22 protein-coding genes and 3 tRNA genes are annotated in these 20,505 nt (G+C 72.6%); 5 read left to right on the plus strand and 20 right to left on the minus strand.

Going from position 1 to position 20,505, the window contains the following annotated elements:
• Nucleotides 1-239 precede the first annotated feature (239 nt).
• On the plus strand, nt 240-566 hold the full coding sequence (locus AB0J93_RS13360) for a hypothetical protein (protein ID WP_363921382.1): 327 nt from the start codon (nt 240-242) through the stop codon (nt 564-566).
• A gap of 83 nt (nt 567-649) precedes the next feature.
• Here AB0J93_RS13360 and AB0J93_RS13365 read toward each other — a convergent pair.
• The 8 genes from AB0J93_RS13365 to AB0J93_RS13400 all read right to left on the minus strand — a co-directional run bounded on the left by AB0J93_RS13365 (nt 650) and on the right by AB0J93_RS13400 (nt 6,302).
• Nucleotides 650-723, minus strand: a tRNA-Phe gene (locus AB0J93_RS13365).
• Nucleotides 724-826: 103 nt separating this feature from the next.
• Nucleotides 827-900: transfer RNA gene (locus AB0J93_RS13370), tRNA-Asp, on the minus strand.
• Between the two features lie 33 nt (nt 901-933).
• Nucleotides 934-1,006: transfer RNA gene (locus tag AB0J93_RS13375), tRNA-Glu, on the minus strand.
• Between the two features lie 154 nt (nt 1,007-1,160).
• Complete coding sequence (locus tag AB0J93_RS13380) at nt 1,161-1,940, minus strand: polysaccharide deacetylase family protein (RefSeq protein WP_363921384.1); 780 nt, start codon at nt 1,938-1,940, stop codon at nt 1,161-1,163.
• A 79-nt stretch (nt 1,941-2,019) separates the two neighbouring features.
• Nucleotides 2,020-2,961, minus strand: coding sequence for a MerR family transcriptional regulator (locus AB0J93_RS13385; RefSeq protein WP_363921386.1), 942 nt, complete (start codon nt 2,959-2,961; stop codon nt 2,020-2,022).
• Complete coding sequence (gene idi, locus AB0J93_RS13390) at nt 2,951-3,541, minus strand: isopentenyl-diphosphate Delta-isomerase (protein ID WP_363921388.1); 591 nt, start codon at nt 3,539-3,541, stop codon at nt 2,951-2,953. The genes AB0J93_RS13385 and idi overlap by 11 nt, the downstream gene beginning before the upstream one ends.
• A gap of 55 nt (nt 3,542-3,596) precedes the next feature.
• On the minus strand, nt 3,597-5,078 hold the full coding sequence (gene crtI / locus AB0J93_RS13395; protein WP_363921390.1) for a phytoene desaturase family protein: 1,482 nt from the start codon (nt 5,076-5,078) through the stop codon (nt 3,597-3,599).
• 69 nt (nt 5,079-5,147) lie between these two features.
• Nucleotides 5,148-6,302 carry a polyprenyl synthetase family protein gene (locus AB0J93_RS13400; RefSeq protein WP_363921392.1) on the minus strand — a complete coding sequence of 385 codons (1,155 nt, stop codon included), beginning with the start codon at nt 6,300-6,302 and terminating at the stop codon, nt 5,148-5,150.
• A gap of 65 nt (nt 6,303-6,367) precedes the next feature.
• On the opposite strand from AB0J93_RS13400, the gene AB0J93_RS13405 reads away from it, so the two are divergent.
• Together AB0J93_RS13405 and AB0J93_RS13410 are read left to right on the plus strand one after the other, a co-directional pair.
• Entirely contained in the window at nt 6,368-7,279 is a 912-nt protein-coding gene (locus tag AB0J93_RS13405) for a phytoene/squalene synthase family protein (protein ID WP_363921394.1), read from the plus strand.
• Nucleotides 7,276-8,427, plus strand: a complete 1,152-nt coding sequence (locus AB0J93_RS13410) for a deoxyribodipyrimidine photo-lyase (protein WP_363921396.1) — start codon at nt 7,276-7,278, stop codon at nt 8,425-8,427. The genes AB0J93_RS13405 and AB0J93_RS13410 overlap by 4 nt, the downstream gene beginning before the upstream one ends.
• Here AB0J93_RS13410 and AB0J93_RS13415 read toward each other — a convergent pair.
• Nucleotides 8,424-9,236, minus strand: coding sequence for a hypothetical protein (locus AB0J93_RS13415; protein WP_363921398.1), 813 nt, complete (start codon nt 9,234-9,236; stop codon nt 8,424-8,426). The two genes, AB0J93_RS13410 and AB0J93_RS13415, sit on opposite strands and share 4 nt — an antisense overlap.
• A gap of 128 nt (nt 9,237-9,364) precedes the next feature.
• Here AB0J93_RS13415 and AB0J93_RS13420 point away from each other — a divergent pair, with 128 nt between their 5' ends.
• Nucleotides 9,365-10,843: an FAD-dependent oxidoreductase gene (locus tag AB0J93_RS13420; protein WP_363921400.1), complete on the plus strand. Its 1,479-nt coding sequence runs from the start codon at nt 9,365-9,367 to the stop codon at nt 10,841-10,843.
• Nucleotides 10,844-11,034: 191 nt separating this feature from the next.
• On the opposite strand, the gene AB0J93_RS13425 is transcribed toward AB0J93_RS13420, so the two are convergent.
• Complete coding sequence (locus tag AB0J93_RS13425; protein WP_363921402.1) at nt 11,035-11,799, minus strand: crotonase/enoyl-CoA hydratase family protein; 765 nt, start codon at nt 11,797-11,799, stop codon at nt 11,035-11,037.
• 86 nt (nt 11,800-11,885) lie between these two features.
• On the opposite strand from AB0J93_RS13425, the gene AB0J93_RS13430 reads away from it, so the two are divergent.
• Nucleotides 11,886-12,737: a Rieske (2Fe-2S) protein gene (locus AB0J93_RS13430; protein WP_363921404.1), complete on the plus strand. Its 852-nt coding sequence runs from the start codon at nt 11,886-11,888 to the stop codon at nt 12,735-12,737.
• A 108-nt stretch (nt 12,738-12,845) separates the two neighbouring features.
• On the opposite strand, the gene AB0J93_RS13435 is transcribed toward AB0J93_RS13430, so the two are convergent.
• From AB0J93_RS13435 to AB0J93_RS13480, 10 genes are read right to left on the minus strand one after another with little or no spacing between them, the layout of a single operon-like run.
• Complete coding sequence (locus tag AB0J93_RS13435) at nt 12,846-14,129, minus strand: LysM peptidoglycan-binding domain-containing protein (protein WP_363921406.1); 1,284 nt, start codon at nt 14,127-14,129, stop codon at nt 12,846-12,848.
• A 14-nt stretch (nt 14,130-14,143) separates the two neighbouring features.
• Complete coding sequence (locus AB0J93_RS13440; RefSeq protein WP_363921408.1) at nt 14,144-14,569, minus strand: pilus assembly protein TadG-related protein; 426 nt, start codon at nt 14,567-14,569, stop codon at nt 14,144-14,146.
• Nucleotides 14,566-15,030 carry a pilus assembly protein gene (locus tag AB0J93_RS13445; RefSeq protein WP_363921410.1) on the minus strand — a complete coding sequence of 155 codons (465 nt, stop codon included), beginning with the start codon at nt 15,028-15,030 and terminating at the stop codon, nt 14,566-14,568. Before AB0J93_RS13445 ends, AB0J93_RS13440 begins: the two co-directional genes overlap by 4 nt.
• The gene (locus tag AB0J93_RS13450; RefSeq protein WP_363921412.1) at nt 15,015-15,458 is read right to left on the minus strand and encodes a TadE family protein; all 444 of its coding nucleotides are present in this window, start codon (nt 15,456-15,458) and stop codon (nt 15,015-15,017) included. The genes AB0J93_RS13445 and AB0J93_RS13450 overlap by 16 nt, the downstream gene beginning before the upstream one ends.
• A gap of 3 nt (nt 15,459-15,461) precedes the next feature.
• The gene (locus AB0J93_RS13455) at nt 15,462-15,665 is read right to left on the minus strand and encodes a hypothetical protein (RefSeq protein ID WP_363921414.1); all 204 of its coding nucleotides are present in this window, start codon (nt 15,663-15,665) and stop codon (nt 15,462-15,464) included.
• A gap of 25 nt (nt 15,666-15,690) precedes the next feature.
• Entirely contained in the window at nt 15,691-16,554 is an 864-nt protein-coding gene (locus tag AB0J93_RS13460; protein ID WP_363921417.1) for a type II secretion system F family protein, read from the minus strand.
• Complete coding sequence (locus AB0J93_RS13465; RefSeq protein ID WP_363921419.1) at nt 16,551-17,453, minus strand: type II secretion system F family protein; 903 nt, start codon at nt 17,451-17,453, stop codon at nt 16,551-16,553. Before AB0J93_RS13465 ends, AB0J93_RS13460 begins: the two co-directional genes overlap by 4 nt.
• Before the next feature lie 4 nt (nt 17,454-17,457).
• A complete protein-coding gene (locus AB0J93_RS13470; RefSeq protein ID WP_363921421.1) occupies nt 17,458-18,990 on the minus strand; it encodes a CpaF/VirB11 family protein in 1,533 nt (510 codons plus the stop codon).
• Entirely contained in the window at nt 18,980-19,780 is an 801-nt protein-coding gene (locus tag AB0J93_RS13475) for a ParA family protein (RefSeq protein WP_363921423.1), read from the minus strand. The genes AB0J93_RS13470 and AB0J93_RS13475 overlap by 11 nt, the downstream gene beginning before the upstream one ends.
• Nucleotides 19,781-19,782: 2 nt before the next feature.
• On the minus strand, nt 19,783-20,445 hold the full coding sequence (locus AB0J93_RS13480; RefSeq protein ID WP_363921425.1) for an SAF domain-containing protein: 663 nt from the start codon (nt 20,443-20,445) through the stop codon (nt 19,783-19,785).
• Nucleotides 20,446-20,505: the final 60 nt, after the last annotated feature.

Consider the following 20,505-nt stretch of genomic DNA (forward strand, 5'->3'; position numbering starts at 1 on the left):
CCGCCGAGCGCAGCAGGTCCAGCAGGAAGCGGTTGGCCGCCGCCCATCCCGCACCGCCGATGATCCCGACGGCCAGCAGGACCGGCAGGACGCATCAGGCGGCGCAGGCCGCTGCCGCGAGCCCGGTCGGACCGGCGCGGGCTTGCCGCCCGCTGTCGGGACGGCGGCCGTGCGGGTGGCGGCCGGGGTCGTTCGTAGCTTCGGAGCCGGGTATTGACCTCACTTGAATGATTGGTCGTGTGACGATCGATCATCCGGACCCGGTGTGGGTCGCCCTGCGTACCGTCAGTGTGCTCCTCAGCCTTGTCGTGGTCGTCCTCGGCGTGCGGGTCGCGGTGACGCGACGGTTCCCCATTGTCTGGGTGCGGGTTGCGCGGCTGACCGAGAGCCAGCGGTCCGAGCCGCTCCGTCGGGGTGGCGTCCTCGCGCTGCTCGGTGCGAGCCTGCTCGTCCAGCAGGTGCCGCTGCTCGCCCCCGTGCCCGTCGTGCTCGGACGGGCTCTGTTCGCACTGGCACTGCTTCTGATTATGGGCGCGATGGGATGGTTCGTCCTGCTCAGGCGCTGAGATCAACCAGCGGAGGGCACAAAGCAGAACGCCGACCGGCGTTTCCGCTGGTCGGCGTTGCAATAGCCCGGCGAAAGGCTATGTGGCCAGGGGCGGGGTCGAACCGCCGACCTTCCGATTTTCAGTCGGACGCTCGTACCAACTGAGCTACCTGGCCGTGGTGCTCGGCTCATGCTACCCAACCTGCGGGATCGCCGCTGGGACGGGTCACATGCGCCGATACGCAGAACGCCGCGCAAGGTGCGCGGCGTCAGCGCTTGCGGTCCTGACGGGACTTGAACCCGCGACCTCCGCCTTGACAGGGCGGCGAGCACTCCAACTGCTCCACAGGACCTTGCTGGTGTTGCCTCCGGCCTGAGCCGAACCGTGCCCCCAACGGGATTCGAACCCGTGCTACCGCCTTGAAAGGGCGGCGTCCTGGGCCGCTAGACGATGAGGGCGGCCCCGCCATCATTGCACACTCGCAACGTTGAGCGGACTTGCTCCCATCCGGCCCCGCCGGAGGCTTCGAAAGCATACGTGATGGCGTACCGGTCGACCAAACCGGTATGGCGGCAGCCACAACGGCCCGAAAAACGCCAGCTCGAAGCGGGTCTAGGTGAGCCTGGTGACGCCGTGGTCGCGCTTCAGGCCGGCGATCAACTTCGCGCAGGCCGCGAGGGTGGCCGAGCGGTTACCGCCCCCGTCGTGCAGCAGGACCACGGCACCGGGACGGGCCGACCGCTTCACCCGCTTCTCGATGGTGGCCGCGGTCGGCTTGGCCCAGTCCTGCGGGTCGACTGACCAGTGCAACGAACGCATGTCCAGCTGCTTGGCGACCTTCACCACCTCGGCGGTCCACCGGCCACCGGGCTGCCGGTAGAACGGCACCTTCGCGTCCGGCACCGCCCGCCGGATCTCCCGGTTGGTGCGTACCAGGTCGGCGCGGATCTCGGAGACCGGCCGACGGGCCAGATCCAGATCGTGGTTCCAGCTGTGGTTGCAGAGCTGGTGCCCCTCCCGGACGATCCGCCGCAGCAGGCCCGGATGCTTGCGGACCTGCGTACCCACCACGCAGAAGGTGGCGGTGACCTTGGCTGCCTTCAGCCGGTCGAGCACCTTCGGCGTCCAGGCCGGGTCCGGACCGTCGTCGAAGGTGAGGGCCACCTTCTTGGTGCCGGTGGTGCGGACCAGTCCGGCCGGCAGCTTCACCGGCAGCGGTCGTAGCCGTGGCTTCGGCGGCACGGTACGGGTCGGCGACGGGGCCGGCTCCGGCGGAAGGGCGGCTGAGGGTGGCGGGCTGGACGGGGCGGTGGCCTCCGGGCTGCCGCTACCGCCGCCGCAACCGGCGACGAGCAGGACGACCAGGAAAACCAGCAGGGCACGGCGACGCATCGTTCGCTCCCGAGAAGGGGTTCGGGGTACGCGGACCCCCCGACGCTAGTTCACCGGGATTCGGGTGGACCCACGGCGGTCAGGAGGCGGCCGGACGGTTCAGCGAATCGTGCACCGCAACGGTGAGAGAGACCGCCTCGGTCAGGTCGGTCGGGCGGACCACCCCGGCGGGCAGGGCCCGGGCCGGCCAGCCCGGCCCGGCCGCGAGCACCAGCATCGGCCGGTTCGGCGCGGTGAGCAGGGCGGTGAGTTGGGCCGGGTCGGCGGTGGCCCGAGTCTGTGACCAGAGCACCACGGCGGCCGGACCGGTCCGGTCGACCGCGGCGAGCAGTGCCGTCGTCGGCACCCGGGCACCGAGCATCCGGTAGCCGACGCCGGCCTCGGCCAACGCTGCGGCGAGCGCCTCCAGCGGCAGGCTGTGCTGCTCCTCGTCGGCGCAGGAGAGCAGGACGCGCGATGGCCCGGGAGCGGGGCCGGCGGACGCCACCGCGCCCAACGCCGCCGAGACGCAGCGGGACACCAGGTGCTCGACCTCGATCAGCAGGCCGGTGGTGGCGTGCCGCTCGCCGATACCGACGAGCAGCGGGCGCAGCAGCCGGTCCCAGGTCGCGACCACGCCGTCGGCGGCGATGGTGTGGGAGATCGTCTCACTGATCGCCGCGGCGTCCAGTCGCATCGCGGCGCGGGCCAGCCCCCGGGCGGCCGGTCCGGCCCGGCCGACCGGGATGGTCGTACCGCCGCCGTCCCGTCGCCTGCCCACGGGGCGGGAAATGCCGGCAGACGCGAGGGCGTCGGGTGCCTGACGGGCCCACCGGGCCGCCTCGGCAGGACTCACCCCTTCGGCGGTGAGCCGTCGCATCACTTCGAGCCGAGCCAGATCCGCTGGTGTATAGCGCCGGTGGTGGCCCGGAATGTGCTCGCTCGGCCCGAGACCGTACCGCTGGTGCCAGGTGCGCAGGGTGGTCACCGCGACCCCCAGGCGCTGGGCGACCGCGCCCGCGCTCAGCGCCTCATCGGCCACCCGGCCGCTCCGGCGCGTCGTCGGCCGGCTGCCCGGGCGGTTCGGAGGGTTTCAGCAGCCGATCCAGTACGCCACCCAGCCATGGCGCGTAGGCGTCGGGGTCGTGGCGGAGCGCGGCGGCGAGCTGGGTCGGTTCGACCCAGCTCAGTTCCGCCACCTCGGTCGGCTCGGGGCGTAGTGCCCCGTCGGTGTGGAACTCGCCGCGCAGGACGTGGTCGTACTCGACCTCGACCCGTCCGGTGGCCGGATCCTCGGCACGGTAGACGTAGACGCCGATCTCGCTCAGCGGCACCGGCCCGGCACCCAGTTCCTCCGCCAGCCGTCGGTTGGCGGCCTCGGTCAGGGCCTCGCCCGGCCTGGGATGGCCGCAGCAGGAGTTCGCCCAGCGTAACGGGAAGCGGGTCTTCGTCGCGGCGCGCCGCTGGAGCAGCACCCGACCATCCGGTGCCACGAGCAGTACGGAGAACGCCCGGTGCAGCTGACCGGGCGGTTGGTGGGCGGCGGCCACCGTGGCCTTCCCGACGGGCTGCCCGGTGCCGTCGACCAGCTCGACGAGGTGGCTCTCCCGGGACTGCGGCATCAGCGCCACTCTCCGTTCGTGGGCGCGGGGCTCGGCGCGGCCTCGCTCCTCGTGCTCACCGAGACTCCCCGGTGATCCGACCGGCGGCGAGCTTGCCGGAGATGAGCACCATCGGTACGCCGACACCGGGCTGGGTGCCCGAGCCGACGAACACCACGTTGGACAGCGAGCGGTGCAGGTTCGACGGTCGGAACGGGCCCGTCTGGAACAAGGTGTGCGCGGAGGCGAACGGCGTACCGGCCGCCATGCCCTGCTCGGCCCATTCCGCCGGGGTGATCGCCCGCAGCACCTCGACGCCCGCGCCGAAGCCGACGTATCCGCGCTCCTCCAACGTGGTGACGAGCTGGTCGGTGTAGCGGGCGGTGAGGTCGCCCCGCCAGTCGAACGGCGCCCGGTCGAGGTTCGGCACCGGAGCCAGCACGTAGTAGGTGTGCCGGCCGGCCGGTGCCACCGCCGGATCCGTCCGGCTCGGGTTGGTGACCAGCAGGGACGGGTCGGACATCAGGTTTCCGCGCCGGATGACCTCGTCGAAGGTGCCCTGCCAGGCCCGGCCGAAGTGGATGTTGTGATGGGCGATGCGCCGGTAGCCCTGGGTCGAACCGACGTGCAGCACGACACACGAGGGCGAGTAGGTGAGCCGGCGCTGCCGGGCCGGCGGCAGCAGGTCGCGGTAGGCCACCGGAAGGTCGGGGTTGAGCACCACGGCGTCGGCGGGGACGAATTCCCCGTCAGCGGTCACCACCCCGGTGGCCCGGCCGTTCGCGGTCTCCACCCGGGTCACGGTGGTGCCGTACCGGATTCGCACGCCGTGCTTCTCGGCGGCGCCGGCCAGCCCGCGGGAGACCGCGTGGATGCCGCCGCGCGGGAAGAAGACCCCGGCCACCGAGTCGAGGTACGCGATGACCGCGTAGATGGCCAGCGCGTCGTGCGGGGCGAGACCGGCGTACATCGCCTGGAAGGAGAAGATCCGTCGGGTACGCGGATCCCGGAAGAACTGGTTGATCTTGGTTTGCAGTCGCCGGAAGGCGCCGGTGGTGACGAGTTTGAGCAGGTTGCCGGTGAGTAGATCGGTCGGTGCGTCGAGATTGCGCTCGATGAAGTCGGCCCGCTCCAGGCGCCACAGGTTCCGGGCGAAGTCGACGAACCGCAGGTAGCCGTCGGCCTCCCGGGGCCCGCAGACCCGCGAGATCTCCGCCGCCATCGCGGTGGTGTCGGTGAGCACGTCAAGCGTCGAACCGTCCGGATAGTAGGCACGGTAGGCCGGGTCGAGCGGCACCAGGTCGAGCCAGTCGGTCAGCTCCTCGCCGACCGCGCCGAGCGCCTCGGCGATGAGATCCGGCATGGTGAGCACCGTGGGCCCGGTGTCGAACTCGTAGCCGTCGACGCTGAGTCGCCCGGCCCGCCCACCTGGCACCGCCTCGCGCTCCAGCACGGTCACCTGGCGTCCGCTGCCCGCCAGGTGCAGCGCGCAGGCCAGCCCGCCGAGGCCGGCCCCGACAACCACCACCCGATCAGTACGCCCGTCAACGGTCCGCACCGATGACCACCTCTCTGGGAGACCGGAAGACCTCGGGGGTTTCCCGACGCTCTCTGTGCAGGACGCCCATCATGCCCTCCGGTGGGTGGCGGCGGTCGCGAGGCCGACCAGCGCGGTACGGGCGGTCTCGTCGACGGCGACCGCGTCGAGCGCGGCCAGCGCGTCCTCGACCCGCTCGTCGATCATCCGCTCGATCCGGCGTACGGCACCGGTGTCGACCACGACCTCGGCGAGCCGGGCGATCGTCGGCCCGTCGGCGCCGCGGTCGGCACCGTCGAGTGTCCGCAACTGGGTCGGCGTGGCCAGTTCCCGGGCCAGCACGAGCAGCGCCGTCGGCTTGCCGGTACGCAGGTCGTCGCCGGCCGGCTTGCCGGTGGTGGTCGGGTCGCCGAAGACACCGAGCAGATCGTCGCAGAGCTGGAAGGCCTCGCCGACAGCGAGACCGTAACGGGTGTACGCGGCGGCCAGCGCGCTGTCGCCGCCGACGCCGGCCAGGCTGGCACCGAAGAGCAGCGGTCGTTGCACGGTGTAGCTGGCGGTCTTGTACCGGGCCACCCGGAGCGCCCGATCCACCGACCAGCTCTGCGGGTCGCTCTCGCCGAGGACGTCGAGGTACTGCCCGGCGACCGTCTCCACCCGCATCCGGTCGTAGCCGCGCCGTACCTGGAACAGCCGGTCGGCCGGCAGGTCGGCGAGGGCCAGCAACTGGTCGGCCCAGACCATGCAGAGATCACCGATGAGTACGGCGACGGCCTCGCCGAAGCGCCCGGAGTCGCCGTTGCGACCCGACGCGGCGTGCTGGGTGGCCACCGCCACGTGCGCGGTCGGTCGGCCGCGTCGGGTGGCGGAGGCGTCCATCACGTCGTCGTGCACCAGCGCGAAGGTGTGCAGCAACTCCAAGGTGGCCAGTGCGGGCAGCACCGGGGCGACCGGCGTGTCGCCGCCGACCGCGCCGCGCCATCCCCAGTAGGCGAACGTGGGCCGGACCCGCTTTCCGCCGGAGAGGACGCAGTCGCGGGCGGTCCCGGCGAAGCCGCCCATCGCCGGGTCGATCGCGGTGAGCGCGTCGACCTCGGCGGTCAGGAACTCGGCAAGCGTGTTGTCGACGGCCGTGACGATGTCGCGCGTGTAGACGGCCAGTACGGCAGCGATCGGGTCGTCTCCACCGACCGGCTGCTCAGGCACCACGCGAAGGAGGTTACCCGTTGGTCCGTCGCTGGCCATGCTGCCGAGCGTACCCTAGGGTCTCAAGTTGCGTCGATTGGTGCGTCGAATCAGAGGAGGGGCCGGTGGACCTGGATCTCGCCGCTGCCTACGACAGATGTCGTGAGCTGCACAGACGTCACGGCCGCACCTACTATCTCGCCACCAGGCTGCTGCCCGCATGGAAACGACGGCATGTGCACGCTTTATATGGGTTTACCCGCTACGCCGACGAGATCGTCGATCAGACCGACGCCCTACCCCCGGCCGAGCGCGCGGCCCGGTTGGACGACTGGGGTGGACGGTTCGTCGCCGGGCTGCACGGTGCGCCGGTGAGCGACCCGCTGCTGCCCGCGGTGCTGCACACCATTGCCGTGTTCGACCTCGAGCGGGAGGACTTCGCCTCGTTCCTCAAGAGCATGGCGATGGATCTGACCGTCACCTCCTACCGCACCTACGAGCACCTGCTGGACTACATGGAGGGATCGGCGGCGGTCATCGGCACGATGATGCTGCCCATCCTGGGCAGCTCCGATCCGGCGGCGGCCCGCGAGCCCGCCCGGCAGCTCGGCTTCGCGTTCCAGCTGACCAACTTCATCCGGGACGTCGGTGAGGACCTGGCCCGGGGGCGGACGTACCTGCCCGACGAGGACCTGGCCGCTTTCGGCGTGACCCGGGAGGACCTGTTCGCCTGCCACGCCGCCGGGCGGGCCAGCGGGCCGGTGCGCGAACTGATCCGGTACGAGGTGACCCGCGCCCAGGCGCACTACCTCGCCGCCGCGCCGGGTGTGGTTCTGCTCGACGGCGCCTCGCAGGCCTGCATCCGTACCGCCTACCTGCTCTACGGCGGGATCCTCGACGAGGTGGCCGCCCAGGACTACGACGTCTTCGCCCGCCGGGCCACGGTGCCGCAGCGGCGCCGGCTGGGGGTGGCGACCCGCGCCCTGCTGACCCCGGCCGGCAGCCCGGTCGCCGTGCCCGGACCGCCGGTGCGGTGAGCGGGCGTACCGCCGTCGTGTTGTTCACCCGCGACCTGCGGGTGCACGACCACCCGGCACTGGCGACCAGCTGCGCCGCCTTCGACCGCGTGGTGCCGCTGTACGTGCTGGACCCCGCGCTCGCGGAACGGTCGCCGAACCGCACCCGCTTCCTGCACCAGAGCCTCGCCGCGCTCCGCGAGGCGCTGCGCGCGCTCGGCGGTGACCTGGTGCTGCGGCACGGCGATCCGGTGGCCGAGACCATCCGGTTGGCCGGCGAGGTGGGCGCCGAGGGTGTCGCGCTCTCCGCCGACGTCTCCCGGTACGCGGCCCGCCGGGCGCGACGCCTGCGTGCCGAGTGCGACCGGCACCGGCTGCATCTGAGGTTCTTCCCCGGCCTGACGGTGGTCGAACCGGCAGAACTGACCCCCGGCGGCGGTGACCACTACCGGGTGTTCAGTCCGTACCACCGGGCCTGGAGCGCGCGACCGTGGCGGGAGGAACTGTCGGCACCGGCGACCGTGAGGTTGCCGGCGGGCGTGCCGGTCGGGCGTCTCCCGGGGCTGCCGCCGGGAGAGTCGCCGGACGTGGTGACCGGCGGGGAGGACGAGGCACGGCGTCGGCTGGCGCGGTGGCTGCCCGACGTCGCGCGCTACGGCGACCGCCACGACGACATGGCCGGCGACGCCACCTCCCGGCTCAGTCCCTACCTGCGCTTCGGCTGCCTGTCTCCGCTGACCGTGGCCAACGCGATCGACGACCGGCAGTCCCCGTTCGTCCGTCAACTCTGCTGGCGCGACTTCTACCACCAGGTGACCGCCGCCTTTCCCGACCTGCCCCGCAAGGCTTACCGCCGCCGGGCGACCGAGCACTGGCGCTACGACGAGCAGGCCCTCACCGCCTGGGCCGAGGGGCGCACCGGCCTGCCGGTCGTGGACGCCGGCATGCGTCAGTTGCGGGCGCAGGGTTGGCGCGGGTTCAATCCGGTCCGTCAGGCCGAGCGGTACGACCCCGACGGCGCGTACGTGCGGCGGTGGGTGCCCGAGCTGGCGTCGGTGGCCGGCGTGGCGGTGCACCAGCCGTGGCGACTACCGGATGCGCTGCGCCGCACACTCGACTACCCGCCGCCGCTGGAGCCCCCCGGTGACCATCCGGTCTGGCTGCGCTAGTCGGCCCAGACCGTCACCTTCAGCAGGAGCCCGCCGTTGCCGACGCTGTTGACCGCCTGTACCCAGCCTGGGCGACCCTCCGACGTGGTGAAGCACTTCTGCTGGTTGCCGCCGCCGATGTAGGTGCTCGTGGCACCGTCCCGGCCGGCCTCTCGGTAGGTGCGGCAGCGGTTGCGGGCCCCCTGCTCCGGCCCCGCGTTGCTGTCGTCGTGGAGCTGACTGTGCCGGGCGCTGCCGTAGAGCACGTACCCCCAGTCCAGGTAGAGATCAACAGTGGCGTCCTGGACGTACCTGCGTTCGGCCCGACCGTCGTCCAGGTCGACTCCGGTCTGCTTGTCGAGTTGCACCACGTCGCTGAAGACGGCGGTGCCGGCCTCATCGACGACTGGCTCGGCGGAATCTCCGGTGCGTGGGCCGGACGTCGGGTCACTGGAGGGGGGCCGGCTGGCCGTGGTCGGGGACACGTCGTCCGGCGCGGCACCGGCGGGCGTGTCGGCCGGTGGTTCGTCGCCACCTCCCGTCAGTGCCAGCAGGGCGCCACCCCCGCCGAGAAGCAGCAGGACGGTGAGGCTCACCGCCGCCGCGCGCCAGCGACGCTGCCGCAGCCGGTACGCCAGCAGGCCGGCGAGAGCAAGGGCGCCGAGCGCGACCCACAATGCCCAGAGCGGGTCGGCGCGGAGTGCCTGCACCACGCCGACGAGCCCGGCGGCGGCGGTGAAAATGTCGGCGGTCAGGCTGGCGAGATCCCGGGAACGGGCCGGTGCCTCGGGGGGACGCCCCGTCGGACCGTCGGACGCTTCGTGCTCCACAAGCCAGAGATATTACTTTCGGTCACTTTTCGATCGCATCCCAGCAGGCCGACAGGTCGGGTCCGGTATCCGTCAGAGGACGGCGTGGTCGGGTGGCCGGGGGCGGGTCGGTGCGCAATGCTGGCGGCATGGCGGAGCCGGAACTGGTAGACGTGGTGGTGCTCGGGCTCGGAGTCGGCGGGGAGGAGGTGGCCGGTCGGCTCGCGGAGGCCGGGCTCACCGTGGTCGGCGTCGAACGCAACCTGGTCGGCGGGGAGTGCCCGTACTGGGGGTGCGTTCCGAGCAAGATGATGATCCGGGCGGCGAACGCGGTCGCCGAGGCCCGCCGGGTCGACGGCCTCGGTGGTGCCGCACAGGTCGCTCCGGACTGGGCGCCGGTGGCGAAGCGGATCCGCGAGGAGGCCACCGACGACTGGAACGACCGGGTGGCGGTGCAGCGGCTCACCGGCAAGGGCGGGCGCTTCGTACGCGGTAGTGGCCGGATCGACGGTCCGGGCCGGGTACGGGTCGGTGACCAGGTCTTCCAGGCACGCCACGGCATCGTGCTGGGTACCGGTACCCGGCCGTCGGTGCCACCGGTGGACGGGCTGGCGGATACCCCGTACTGGACCAACCGCGAGGCGATCGAGGTCGAGGAACTGCCGGGGTCGCTGCTGGTGCTGGGCGGTGGGGCGATCGGGCTGGAACTGGCTCAGGTGTTCGCCCGCTTCGGCGTACGGGTCACCGTGGTCGAGGCGCTCGACCGGGTACTGGCCGTCGAGGAGCCGGAGTCGTCCGAGGCGGCGGCCGCCGCGTTGCGCGCCGACGGGGTGGAGATCCACACCGGCGTCAAGGCCGCTCGGGTCGAGCACGGCGCCACCGGCTTCACCCTGCGCGGCACCGGAGGCGAGGAGTTCACCGCCGAGCGGCTGCTGGTGGTGACCGGTCGCCGCGCCCACCTGGACGAGCTGGGGCTGGACACGGTCGGCGTCGACGCGAGTGGGCGGTACCTGCCGGTGGACGACCGGTTGCACGTCACCGACGGGATCTGGGCGGTCGGCGACGTCACCGGCGAGGGTGCCTTCACCCACGTCGCCATGTATCAGGCGTCCATCGTGGTCGCCGACGTGCTCGACCACATGCGGAGGTCGCAGGGCGGCGCGGACCCGAGCGGTACGGCAAGCGTGGTCGGTGGCGCGGTCGGCGTGGCCAGTTCGTTGGCCGCCACCGGATCGAGCGGTTCGGCGGGATCGGTGCCCCGCGCCGACTACCGGGCGCTGCCCCGGGTCACCTTCACCGATCCGGAGATCGGTGCGGTCGGCCTCACCGAGCAGCAGGCGCGCGAACGCGGAATCAACGTGCAGGTCGGCTTCACCCGGCTGTCGTCGTCCACCCGGGGCTGGATCCACCGCACCGACGAGTTCGGCTTCATCAAGCTCGTCGCCGACGCCGACCAGGGGGTGTTGGTCGGGGCCACCTCGGCCGGTCCGGCCGGCGGCGAGGTGCTGTCCGGTCTGGTGGTGGCCGTGCACGCGGCCGTTCCGCTGAGTCAGCTCCGGCACATGATCTACGCCTACCCGACCTTCCACCGGGCGATCTCCGACGCGCTACGCAACCTCGGACAGTGACCCGACGAGGCACGTCAGCACGCGGCAGAAGGCTGATCTAGCTCCGGCCGCGACGCCCACCCTCCTCAACCGCCCGCGATCTTGCACTTCTCGTCCCTGCATAACGGGCATAGGTCGCATAGCGGCGACCGAAAGTGCAAGATCGCGGGGGCGGGGCGGGGCGGGGCGGGGCGGGGTGGGGCGGGGTGGGGTCAGGGGGTGGGGGTGCCGTGGCGGCCGGCGCCGGCGGTGAAGCGGGCGGCGCCGGCCGCCGCGTCGGTGGCGAGGGAGTGCAGGCCGTAGGTCAGTTCGGTGGCCAGGGCCTGGGGTTCCGGTTGGGCGGCGGCGGCCAGGATCGAGGCACGGTCGTTGCGCAGGCAGGTCTGTGGATGGCGGGCGATCTCGGCGGCCAACTGCTCGGCCGCCGCCCGGGACTCACCCGGCTCGACCACGCGGTTGACCAACCCCATCGCGTACGCCTCGTCGGCCGGCACCGCACGCCCGGTGAGAATCAGGTCCATTGCCCGGCTCTCGCCGATCAGCCGGGGCAGCCGGACCGTCCCGCCGTCGATCAGCGGCACTCCCCACCGTCGGCAGAAGATCCCCAGTACCGCGTCCGACTCGGCGACCCGCAGATCGCACCAGAGCGCCAGTTCCAGCCCGCCGGCCACCGCGTACCCGGAGATCGCGGCGATCACCGGCTTGCCCAGGACCATCCGGGTCGGGCCCATCGGACCGTCGCCGTCCGACTCGACCCGGTTTCCGCTCGGCGTACCGATCGCCTTCAGGTCGGCACCCGCGCAGAACGTGCCCCCGGCCCCCCAGAGCACCGCCACCGCCGCCATCGGATCCGCGTCGAAGGCCCGGAACGCGTCAGCGAGCGCCCGGGCGGTCGGCCCGTCGACCGCGTTGCGGACCGTCGGCCGGTCCAGGATCACCGTGGTCACCGGCCCGTCCCGTTCCACCCGTACCGTCATCCCGTCAGCATGCCCCGGCGTCGCCCGGCTGGCTATTCGTCCCCGGCGACCGGTTTGCGGCGGCGTACGACGGGAAGTCGTTACTCGTGCGAGCGTTGTTGACGAAAATCGAGCAAGCCTCCGGCCTCGACCGGTTCGGTGACCGGTTGCAGCAGACGGTGCAGGGTGTGCTGCGCCCACAGCGGGTCCGCGACCTGTTGCACGGGGTCTGGCTGGGCCACCCGCTGCATCCGGCGATGGTGCAGTTGCCGGTCGGCTCGTGGATCAGCGCGGCCGTGCTGGACCTGATGCCCGGTCAGCGGAGGGCGGCGACCGCGTTGACCGCGGTCGGCACGCTGAGCGCCGTGCCGGCGGCGGTCGCCGGGCTCAACGACTGGGCCGGGCTCTCCCGTGACCAGCGTCGGGTCGGCCTGGTGCACGCCGCGTCGAACTCCGTCGGGCTGGCGCTGTACGGCGCCTCACTGGCCGCGCGTCTGTCCGGTCGGCACGGACTCGGGCGCACCCTCGGCTGGCTGGGCCTCAGCGCCGCCGGTGCGGGGGCGTACCTCGGCGGACACCTGGCGTACAAGCAGGGTGCCCAGGTGAACGTGAGCGTCTCCGACCTGCATCTGATCAGCGAGGGTTGGCACCCGGTGGCGGAGATGACCAGCCTGCCGCAGCAGGAACTCGTCACCCGCAAGGTCGACGACGTTTCGGTGATCCTCTACCGGCACGGCGACGACGTGACGGTCATGTTGGAGCGCTGCCCGCATCAGAGCGGCCCGCTCGGCGAGGGCGAGGTACGCGAGGTCGACGGGCACGCGTGCGTGGTGTGCCCGTGGCACGGCAGCACCTTCCGACTCAACGGCGGCGAGGTGGTGCACGGCCCGTCCCCGAACGACCAGCAGGTCCTGCCGACCCGGGTCGTCGACGGCCGCTTGGAGGCCCGGCTGCCCTGACCAGGGAAGCCCGACTCGCTGGATCTGTGGCAGTAGCGGTGGTCCACTGTCGGCGTGTCGGCTACTTCCACTGCCACACATCAAGAACGTGGGGTGCCGAACTGGGGGTCAGTCCTTGCGGTGTCGGCCTGCGGGTAGTTCGCGAGGAGCAGTGGCGGGCGGATGGTGGCGGGTGCCGGCGCGGGACATGGCCGGCCGGCGGCGCAGGCCGAGCACCGCACCGATCTGCGCGCCGACGATGCTGGCCACGGCCAGTACGGCGGAGACGGCGAGTGGACGGTTCACCCGGTCGGGTTCGCCGGCCCGGGCCGCACCCACCGTCACCACCGGGGGGTGACCATCCGGCGTCTCACCCTGCGACGGCTCCGGTTGCCGTGCGTCGGGACTGGCCGGCGCGGTCGTGGCCGACCCCGGGCGCTCGGTCGGGTCACCGGGCCGGTCCACCGCCTCACCGGGCCGGTCCACCGCCTCACCGGGCCGGTCCACCGAGTCGCCCGGCTTGGCCGGTGCCGGGCGGGTCTGCTCGGTGCGCTCCGGCCCAGGAGCGGGGCGGGGATTCGGTGCGACAAGCCGGCCGGTGGCATGTGGCCGGGAACCCTGGTCGTGTGCCTCCTCGGGAAGCTTGATGAGCTGGCCGGGGCGGATCCGGTCCGGGTCACGCAGCTTGTTGAGCGCGGCCAACCGGTGGTAGTCGTCGAAGTCGTCGAGGTACCGGTCGGCGACCCCGCCCAGGTAGTCGCCCTTGGCGACCCGGTAGACGGGCGCTGCCGCCGAGGTGCCGGCCCCGTCGGCCCACGCGCCTGCCGCCCCCGAGCCGCCTGCCGCCTTCGAGTCGGCTACCGCTGAGCTGGCCGCCGATTCGGTTGCCGAAGTCGTGGCTGCCAACCCGAGGGCCGCCGGTGCCGCGATCGAGTGAGCCGGAGCGAACGCCACGGCGGCCGCCGGACCTTCGCCGTACGCCGAGGCACCGTACGTCGAGGCGCCGTACGCCGTGGTGGCGGCGGTGGCGGCGGGGCTGGCGGCGAGGATCAACGCGACCGACCCGACCAGCGCGGCGGCGGCCCGCTGCTGCCGGCCCATGCCGGGTAGCCGGGGAGCGGGCCGGTCGAACGCCTGCGCGCCCAGCTCCACGAGCACCGACAGGGCGAAGGTGGCCCAGCCGAACCAGCCGGCGATGGCCAGCGCCCGCAGGAAGAGTTGCCCGTCGTCGCGGCTGGTCAGCGTGGTGCCGATCTCCGCGAGCGTGGGTACGTGGTCGGGGAGTGGGTTGCCGGCGAAGGCCAGCAGCGCGATCGGCCCGCCGACCAGCAGACCGATCAGCACGACCAGCGCACCGAAACCGGTAAGCACCCGACCGACCCGCCGTACGGCGGTGCCACCCGATGCGGCCATGGCTACCTTCCTTCCTAGGGAGCCCCGGTAAGCGCCCGCGCGGTCGCCTCACCGGAGACGGTGACGGTGTTGGAGAAGCCGAACAGGCCGAGCGCCGCCCGGTCGTAGGTGACCTCGACGCGTACCCGGATCAGGGTCTCGCCGTCGACCAACGGGAAGGTCACGGTGTAATCGCTGGCCCCGGCGGTGGTGAGGTAGTTCCGGACGGCGCGGCGGGCCTCGCGTCGGTTGATCCGCTTGGGCCCGCCCTCGATGGCGGTCGCCCGGTCGATGGCCTGGCCGCCCGCGCGGGCCGCCTCGGCGGCCAGGTTCTCGGCGCGTTGCAGCGTCCGGAGCTGACCCGCGCCATCGAACGCCATGCCGATGATGGCCAGTACCCCGATCATGGCCACGGCAAGGAAGATGCTCACCCGACCGGTGTCGCCACGCGCGGCCGTCATCCCCGGCTCCGGTAGCGGTCCAGCGGCGAGGTGAACGAGGCGGTGATCCGTTGTCCGTCCGGCATCGTCAGCGCCGGCAGCTTGATGTCGGCGTAGGAGACGGTGCAGGCGATCTCGACGGTGACCGTGGCGTTCTGCCCGAGGTCGCTGGTGAAGGCGCGCCTGAAGGTGGTGGACCGTCCGTCGACCGAGCCGCGGAAGCTCACCTGCGGGGCCCCTGAGCACGACACCCCCCGCCAGTCGAGCTGGCGGCGGGCCGCCTCCCGGGCCTCCCGACGGGCGGTGGCGGCGTCCCGGGAGATCGACGCCGCCCGGGCCGCGTCGTGCGCGGCGGCTTCCAGCGCCGCGCTGGCCACCGCGGTACGCCCGGCGACCCCGCCCAGCACCATCATCGCCACGAAGGCCGGCGCCAGTACCGCCACCTCGATCGAGACGGAACCTCGGCTCATGGCTCGGTCCATCGTTCCACCGTCCCGTGTGCCGTCTGCCGGACGGCGAAGCTGACGCCCGGCACCACCGACAGGGCCCTACCGCTCACCGTGCAGGTCACGTCGGTGTCCGTGGCAACGCAGCTCGGCCCCGGGTCGTCCCAGTCGACCAGCCAGTCCCCGGCGGCCTGGAGGAACTCGGCCGCACGGTCCTCTCCGGCACCCGCCGGGGCGTCGTAGAGCCGTGCCGCGTTGACTCCACTCTGGGCGGCGTTGAGCGCGGTCGACCGGGCGACGAACACGACGGCGACCTGGATCGAGGCGAACAGCATCACCAGGATCGCCGGCAGGGCCACCGCCAGCTCGACCGGGTTGCCGCCCCGCTCGGCGTCCCCGGGCAGCAGTCGGTGCCGGGTGGCGGCGACCACCCGGCACCAGCCGGCGGTGAGGCGACGGAACATCGATCAGGTGTCCGACGGGTCCTGGTGGGTCGGGATGTTGTCCATCCAGTCGTTTGCCGCGCCGAGGGCGGCGGCGGTCACCGCCATCGCCACGGCCACCAGGCCAAAGATGATCACTGCGGTCGGCACCGGGCTGTCGCCACGGTCGCCGCGCAGTTCGGCCAGCCGCGCCCGTAGCGCGACGTGCAGGTAGGTGATTACGGACATCGGTGCTCCTTCACTCGGGGTCGGCCTAGAGGCGGGCCAGGAACGGGTAGATGGCGAAGCCGAGCAGGACGAAGACCAGCAGCGCGCCGGGGATGTCGAGCCGGCTGGTCACCCCCTCGGCCCGGGCCAGGTTGTCGGTGCGGATCTGGTCGCGTAGCGAGTCGGCCCGGCTGCGCAGGGTCTCGTGCACCTGAGCGCCCTCACTGCCGGAGGAACGCATGATGGCGCCGACGTCGCCCAACTCCGGGATGCCGATCCGGTCGGCGAGATCGCGTAGCTCGTCCCAGGGTGAGTGCATCTGCATCTGGGCCATCCGCAGCGCCTCGGAGATCCGGTCGAAGACCCAGCCCTCGCAGATCGCGGCGGCCCGCTCCAGCGACTGCACCGGCCCGTGCGCCGCGGACAACTGCAACGCGACCAGGTCGAGGTAGGTGCAGACCGCCTGACGGAACTCGTCCCGCGCGGCGTCGGCCTTGGTCAGCACCGACCGGTGCGCCACCAGCGCGCAGAGCAGCGCCAGGCCGAGGCTGCCCAGGACCGGTACGGCCAACGGCAGCGAGACGCCGACGGTGAAGAGGGTGACGCTGAGCAGCGCCGGGGCGGAGAGTCCGATCAGGGCGGACAACAGCAGGGAGAGGGCGTACTGCTCGGGAGTGCGGTCGAGCAGGGCCAGTTGCCGGTGTGGGGGTCGCAGCCAGCGGGCCATCCCGGTGAGCCAGTCCAGCCGCCGGTCGGCGGGGCCGGTGCGGGTGGCTCCCGGCGGCTGGTGCAGCCGGCGCAGCGCCGGGCCGAGCGCGGGAGTCGCCGGCACCAGCTCGCGGACCACCAGGAACACGCCAAGCCCGAGGGTGGCACCGGCCACCACCGCGAGAGTGAGATGCAGGTTCACGCCACCACCTCGCCGGGGTCGGGGGCGGGCAGGAAACGGGCCGGTCGGGGTGGCTGGCTCATCGAGCGCACCCAGGCCAGCAGCGCCACGAAGGCCGCACCGAGCACCGCCATCACCACCTGCCCGAACGGAGTGTCGTACGGCTGCACGTACTCACGGTTGAGCAGCCCGTACGCGATGGTGGCCAGCGTCATCCCGGTGAGGAAGCGGACCGCGAACCGGGGCTGGGTGCGTTTGGCCTCGATCTCCCGGCGGGTCGCCACCTCCGCGGCGGCGGCCGAGGCGATCGAACCGAGCACGTCGCCGAGCCGCTCACCCCGGTCGGTGAGGTGCAGGATCAGCGCCGCGACCACCTGGTCGCAGACCGGGTCGCCGATCTCGTCGGCGAAGGCCAGCAGGGCGGCGCGGGCCAGCCAACCGGCCTGGAGCCGCGCGGCGAGCAGGCGTACCTCCTCCTGGATCTCCTCCGGTGCGGTGGTGACCGTACCGATGATCGCCTGCTGGAGCCCCTGGCCGGTGGCGGAGACGTCCTTGAGCCGGCGGGTCCACTCGCCGACCGCTTCGATTCGGGCGATGGCCCGCTGCTCGGCCCGACCGACCGAGAACAGCCACGGGGCGCCCGGCACCGCCACCGCGACCAGCAGACCCACCACGGGCAGGCCGGTCAGCAGGAAGGCCAGCGCACCGGCGACCACCGCGCCGACCAGCAGCGCCTGGTACGCCCGCTGCTCCCGGGCCGTGGTGCCGGAGCCGCGCCAGAGTCGCCCGAGCCCCGGGCCCGCCCCGGGTGCCCGGCCGGGCGGCCGGCGGGTGCCGACGAGCGCGACGACCGCCAGCACCAGGCCGGCCACGCAGGCCGCACCCGAGACCAGTGCGATCAGCTCGATGTTCGTACGCACGGTCTCACCGCCGACCGAGTCGGGTCTGCCGGGGCCGACGCCAGGCACCCTGGCCGGCCTCGATCCAGCGGCTCAGCAACCGGGCGTCGTAGCCCACCCGCAGCAGCTGATCCCGGATCCGTTCCGGCAGGTGCCGGGGGACCGCCCGGCCGTCGGGGCCGGGGCCGAAGATCTGCGTGGTGGTGATCCGGCTGCTCTCACCGACGCCCAGAACCTCCTCGACGTGCGAGACGAAGCGGTGCTTGCGCCCGCCGATGCCGGTCTCGTCGTCGACGGTGACGTAGACGATCAGGTCGAGCGCGTTGCCTGCCATCCGGCGGGCCTGGTCGACGGTCATCTCGCGGCCGTGGGCGAGCGCCAACTCGATGATCCGCTCGCTCACCCCGGCCGGCGTACGCGCGTGGATCGTGCACATCGACCCCCGGCTGGTGGTCATCGCCTGGAGCATCGGCACGATCTCCCGGGACCGCACCTCGCCGACGATGATCCGCAGCACGCCCATCCGCAGCGAGACCGGGATGAGGTCGGCGATGCTCACCTCGCCGGCCGGTCGACCGTCGGGCCCGCGTTCGCCGTGCCCCTCCCGGGCCTCGAAGCTCATCACCGCCCGGTGCCGATCGTTCCGGCGGGCGGGGAGCAGCTCCCGACTCTCCTCCAGCAGCACGTACGGCTCGTCCGGCGGGATCTCGCTCATCATCGCCCGGATCACCGTGGTCTTACCGGCACCGGCCAGCCCGGCGACCATGATGTTCAACCCGGCCCGCATCGACGCCCGGAGGAAGTCGCGCAGCAGCGGGTCGATCATCTCGTCCAGATCGCCTCGGCCACCGGCCAGGTCGTCCAAGGTCACGTCGAGGGTGTTGTGCTTGCGGATCACCGCGTACGGGCGGTGGCTGACCAGGAACACCGCGGCCAGTCGGCTGCCGTCGGGCAGTTGCAGGTCCAGGGTGGGTTTCGAGGTGGACAGGGAGCGTTCCGTCGCGCCGGCCCGGCGGGCCGCGGCCTGAAGGATCTCCACCAGCTCGTCGTCGCTGTCGGCGATCGGGTCGGACCAGTCGACCCCGCCGCCGTGTCGGGTGATGCGCACCTGGTCGCAGCCGAGGATGTGCACCTCCTCGATGGTGTCGTCGACAAGCAGGGTCTGGAGTCGACCGAGGCCGGCCAGCTCGGCGGTCACCTGGTCGAGCAGCAGCCGTTCCTCGCCGGCGGCCATCGGCGTGCCGGCCCGGCGCACCGCGTCGGCGTACTCGGCGACCAGCTCGACGGCGAGCCGGGCACGTTCGGTGTCCTCCTCGGCGACGCTGAACTCGCGGCCACGCTGCCACCGGGTGAGCCGTTCGCTGAGCTGCCGGCGCAGCTCGCGCACCACCTGAAAATCCACCCGTGGCCGGGGCGGTGGCGCCGCCGGCGGTGCCGTGACGGGTGCCGAAACATTTGGTGGTTGGTGCCAACCGTTGACCGGGGGCAGGGGCGGGGCGGTGGAAGTGGCGCCCGGTGGTTGCCGGCGCGGGTCGGACGAGACCGGTTCAAATCGCATCCGGCACTCCCTGGGAGACGGGCCACGCCAGCCGGGCCCGCCGCCGTTCCAGCAGCGCGCCGATCGGCACCTCCAACTCGCGGGCCGCCCGCAACAGCGGTCGGCTGGCCCGCACGGTCCCGCCCAGGCTCAACACCTCGGCGGTACGCGGGTCGTGCGGCAGCCGGGCGATCACCGGCAGCTGAAGGGCCTTGCTGACCTCGCTCCTGCCGTGGCCGCCGCCGACCAGCAGCAGGCGCAGGGTGCCCGACGGCACCCGATGCTCGGCGAAGTCCCGCTCGATGGCCTGGAGCATGGCCCGGGTACCGGACAGGTCGGGCAGCTGCGCCCGACTTACCACCAGCACCACCGAGGCGGCGCGCAGCAGCGGCCAGGGCGGACCGAGGACGTGCAACCGGCCACAGTCGACAAGCACGTCGTACGGTGGGTCGCCGCGTTCCAGCCCGGTGAAGAAGTCCGCGAACCGCTGCCAGAGCGGGGTGACGCTGCCGGCCTGGGCCGGGTCGACCACTCCCGGCAGCAGCAGCCGTTCCCGGCGCGGCGCGTCCAGGTCGACCAACTGCGACCAGAAGGCGCTCTCCAGGCTGCCGTCCCGCAGCTCGCCGACGGCCAGCTCGCCGATGCCGCGCGGCCCGTCGAGCGCGCCACCGAGATAGCCGGCGAGGACGGAGCCGCCGGCCGGGTCGCACTCGGCGAGGATCAGCCGCCGGTGCCAGCTCAACGCACAGGCCAGCGCGGTGGTGGTGACCCCCGGCGAACCCTTGGCCGAGACCAGCGCGATGATCGCCATGCTCAGGCCGCCTTGGTCAGTACGACCGCGATCCGATCCTGGGCGGCCAGTGCCACCACGGCCGGCACGTCCCGGACAGCGAGCGCCAGGTAGACGACCACCTCGTCCCGCCCGTCGGTGGAGACGGCGTCGGTGACGGTCGCGGTGAACCGGGTGGCACCGGACGACGAACCTCCGCCGCTGTCGTTGCTCGGCGTGCTGACCAGCAGAATCTGGTCCCCGGGGCGGAGCTTCGGCGCCGGCACCTGGGCCGCGCGCAGCCCGAGAGCGAGCTGCTGCTGACCGGGGCCGAGCAGTGGATCGTCGGTGAGCTGGGCCATCGTCAGCAGGGAACCCGGGGCCAGCGAGACGGCGGCGCGCATCCCGATCACGTCGGCGAGCCGGGAGGCGGGCACCGGTTCGAGTCCCTGACCGCCGGCCACCTGCACCGACACCAGGTCGTCGGCGCGTACCACGCTGCCCACCTCGACCGCCCGGGCCACCGCCAGGTAGCTGCCGGTCGCCCGGACCGAGGTCACCGCGAACGCCGAACCCAGGCCGCCGAGGGCGATCAGCAGGACGGCGAGACCGAGCAGCCCGGGCCGGACCCGGCGTTGGCGGACCACCCGGGGAGGGGCGACCGGCGCGTCCACCGGAGTGCTTCCGTCGCGGGTCGCCACGCTCATCGGGTCACACCTTTCGTTCGCGACTGCGGGGCTCGCAGGATCGGCTCACTCCTCGCGCTC

The sequence above is a fragment of the Micromonospora sp. NPDC049374 genome (genome assembly GCF_040677165.1).
In the GTDB taxonomy this organism is placed as follows: Bacteria; Actinomycetota; Actinomycetes; order Mycobacteriales; family Micromonosporaceae; genus Micromonospora.

Bases quoted from the DNA above. Each gene is read 5' to 3' on its own strand.
- AB0J93_RS13445 (WP_363921410.1), bottom strand. From the start codon at position 15,030: ATGGACCGAGCCATGAGCCGAGGTTCCGTCTCGATCGAGGTGGCGGTA.
- AB0J93_RS13440 (WP_363921408.1), bottom strand. From the start codon at position 14,569: ATGACGGCCGCGCGTGGCGACACCGGTCGGGTGAGCATCTTCCTTGCC.
- AB0J93_RS13450 (WP_363921412.1), bottom strand. From the start codon at position 15,458: ATGTTCCGTCGCCTCACCGCCGGCTGGTGCCGGGTGGTCGCCGCCACC.
- idi (WP_363921388.1), bottom strand. From the start codon at position 3,541: ATGCCGCAGTCCCGGGAGAGCCACCTCGTCGAGCTGGTCGACGGCACC.
- AB0J93_RS13380 (WP_363921384.1), bottom strand. From the start codon at position 1,940: ATGCGTCGCCGTGCCCTGCTGGTTTTCCTGGTCGTCCTGCTCGTCGCC.
- AB0J93_RS13420 (WP_363921400.1), top strand. From the start codon at position 9,365: ATGGCGGAGCCGGAACTGGTAGACGTGGTGGTGCTCGGGCTCGGAGTC.
- AB0J93_RS13470 (WP_363921421.1), bottom strand. From the start codon at position 18,990: ATGCGATTTGAACCGGTCTCGTCCGACCCGCGCCGGCAACCACCGGGC.
- AB0J93_RS13425 (WP_363921402.1), bottom strand. From the start codon at position 11,799: ATGACGGTACGGGTGGAACGGGACGGGCCGGTGACCACGGTGATCCTG.
- AB0J93_RS13475 (WP_363921423.1), bottom strand. From the start codon at position 19,780: ATGGCGATCATCGCGCTGGTCTCGGCCAAGGGTTCGCCGGGGGTCACC.
- AB0J93_RS13480 (WP_363921425.1), bottom strand. From the start codon at position 20,445: ATGAGCGTGGCGACCCGCGACGGAAGCACTCCGGTGGACGCGCCGGTC.
- AB0J93_RS13400 (WP_363921392.1), bottom strand. From the start codon at position 6,302: ATGGCCAGCGACGGACCAACGGGTAACCTCCTTCGCGTGGTGCCTGAG.
- AB0J93_RS13435 (WP_363921406.1), bottom strand. From the start codon at position 14,129: ATGGCCGCATCGGGTGGCACCGCCGTACGGCGGGTCGGTCGGGTGCTT.
- AB0J93_RS13455 (WP_363921414.1), bottom strand. From the start codon at position 15,665: ATGTCCGTAATCACCTACCTGCACGTCGCGCTACGGGCGCGGCTGGCC.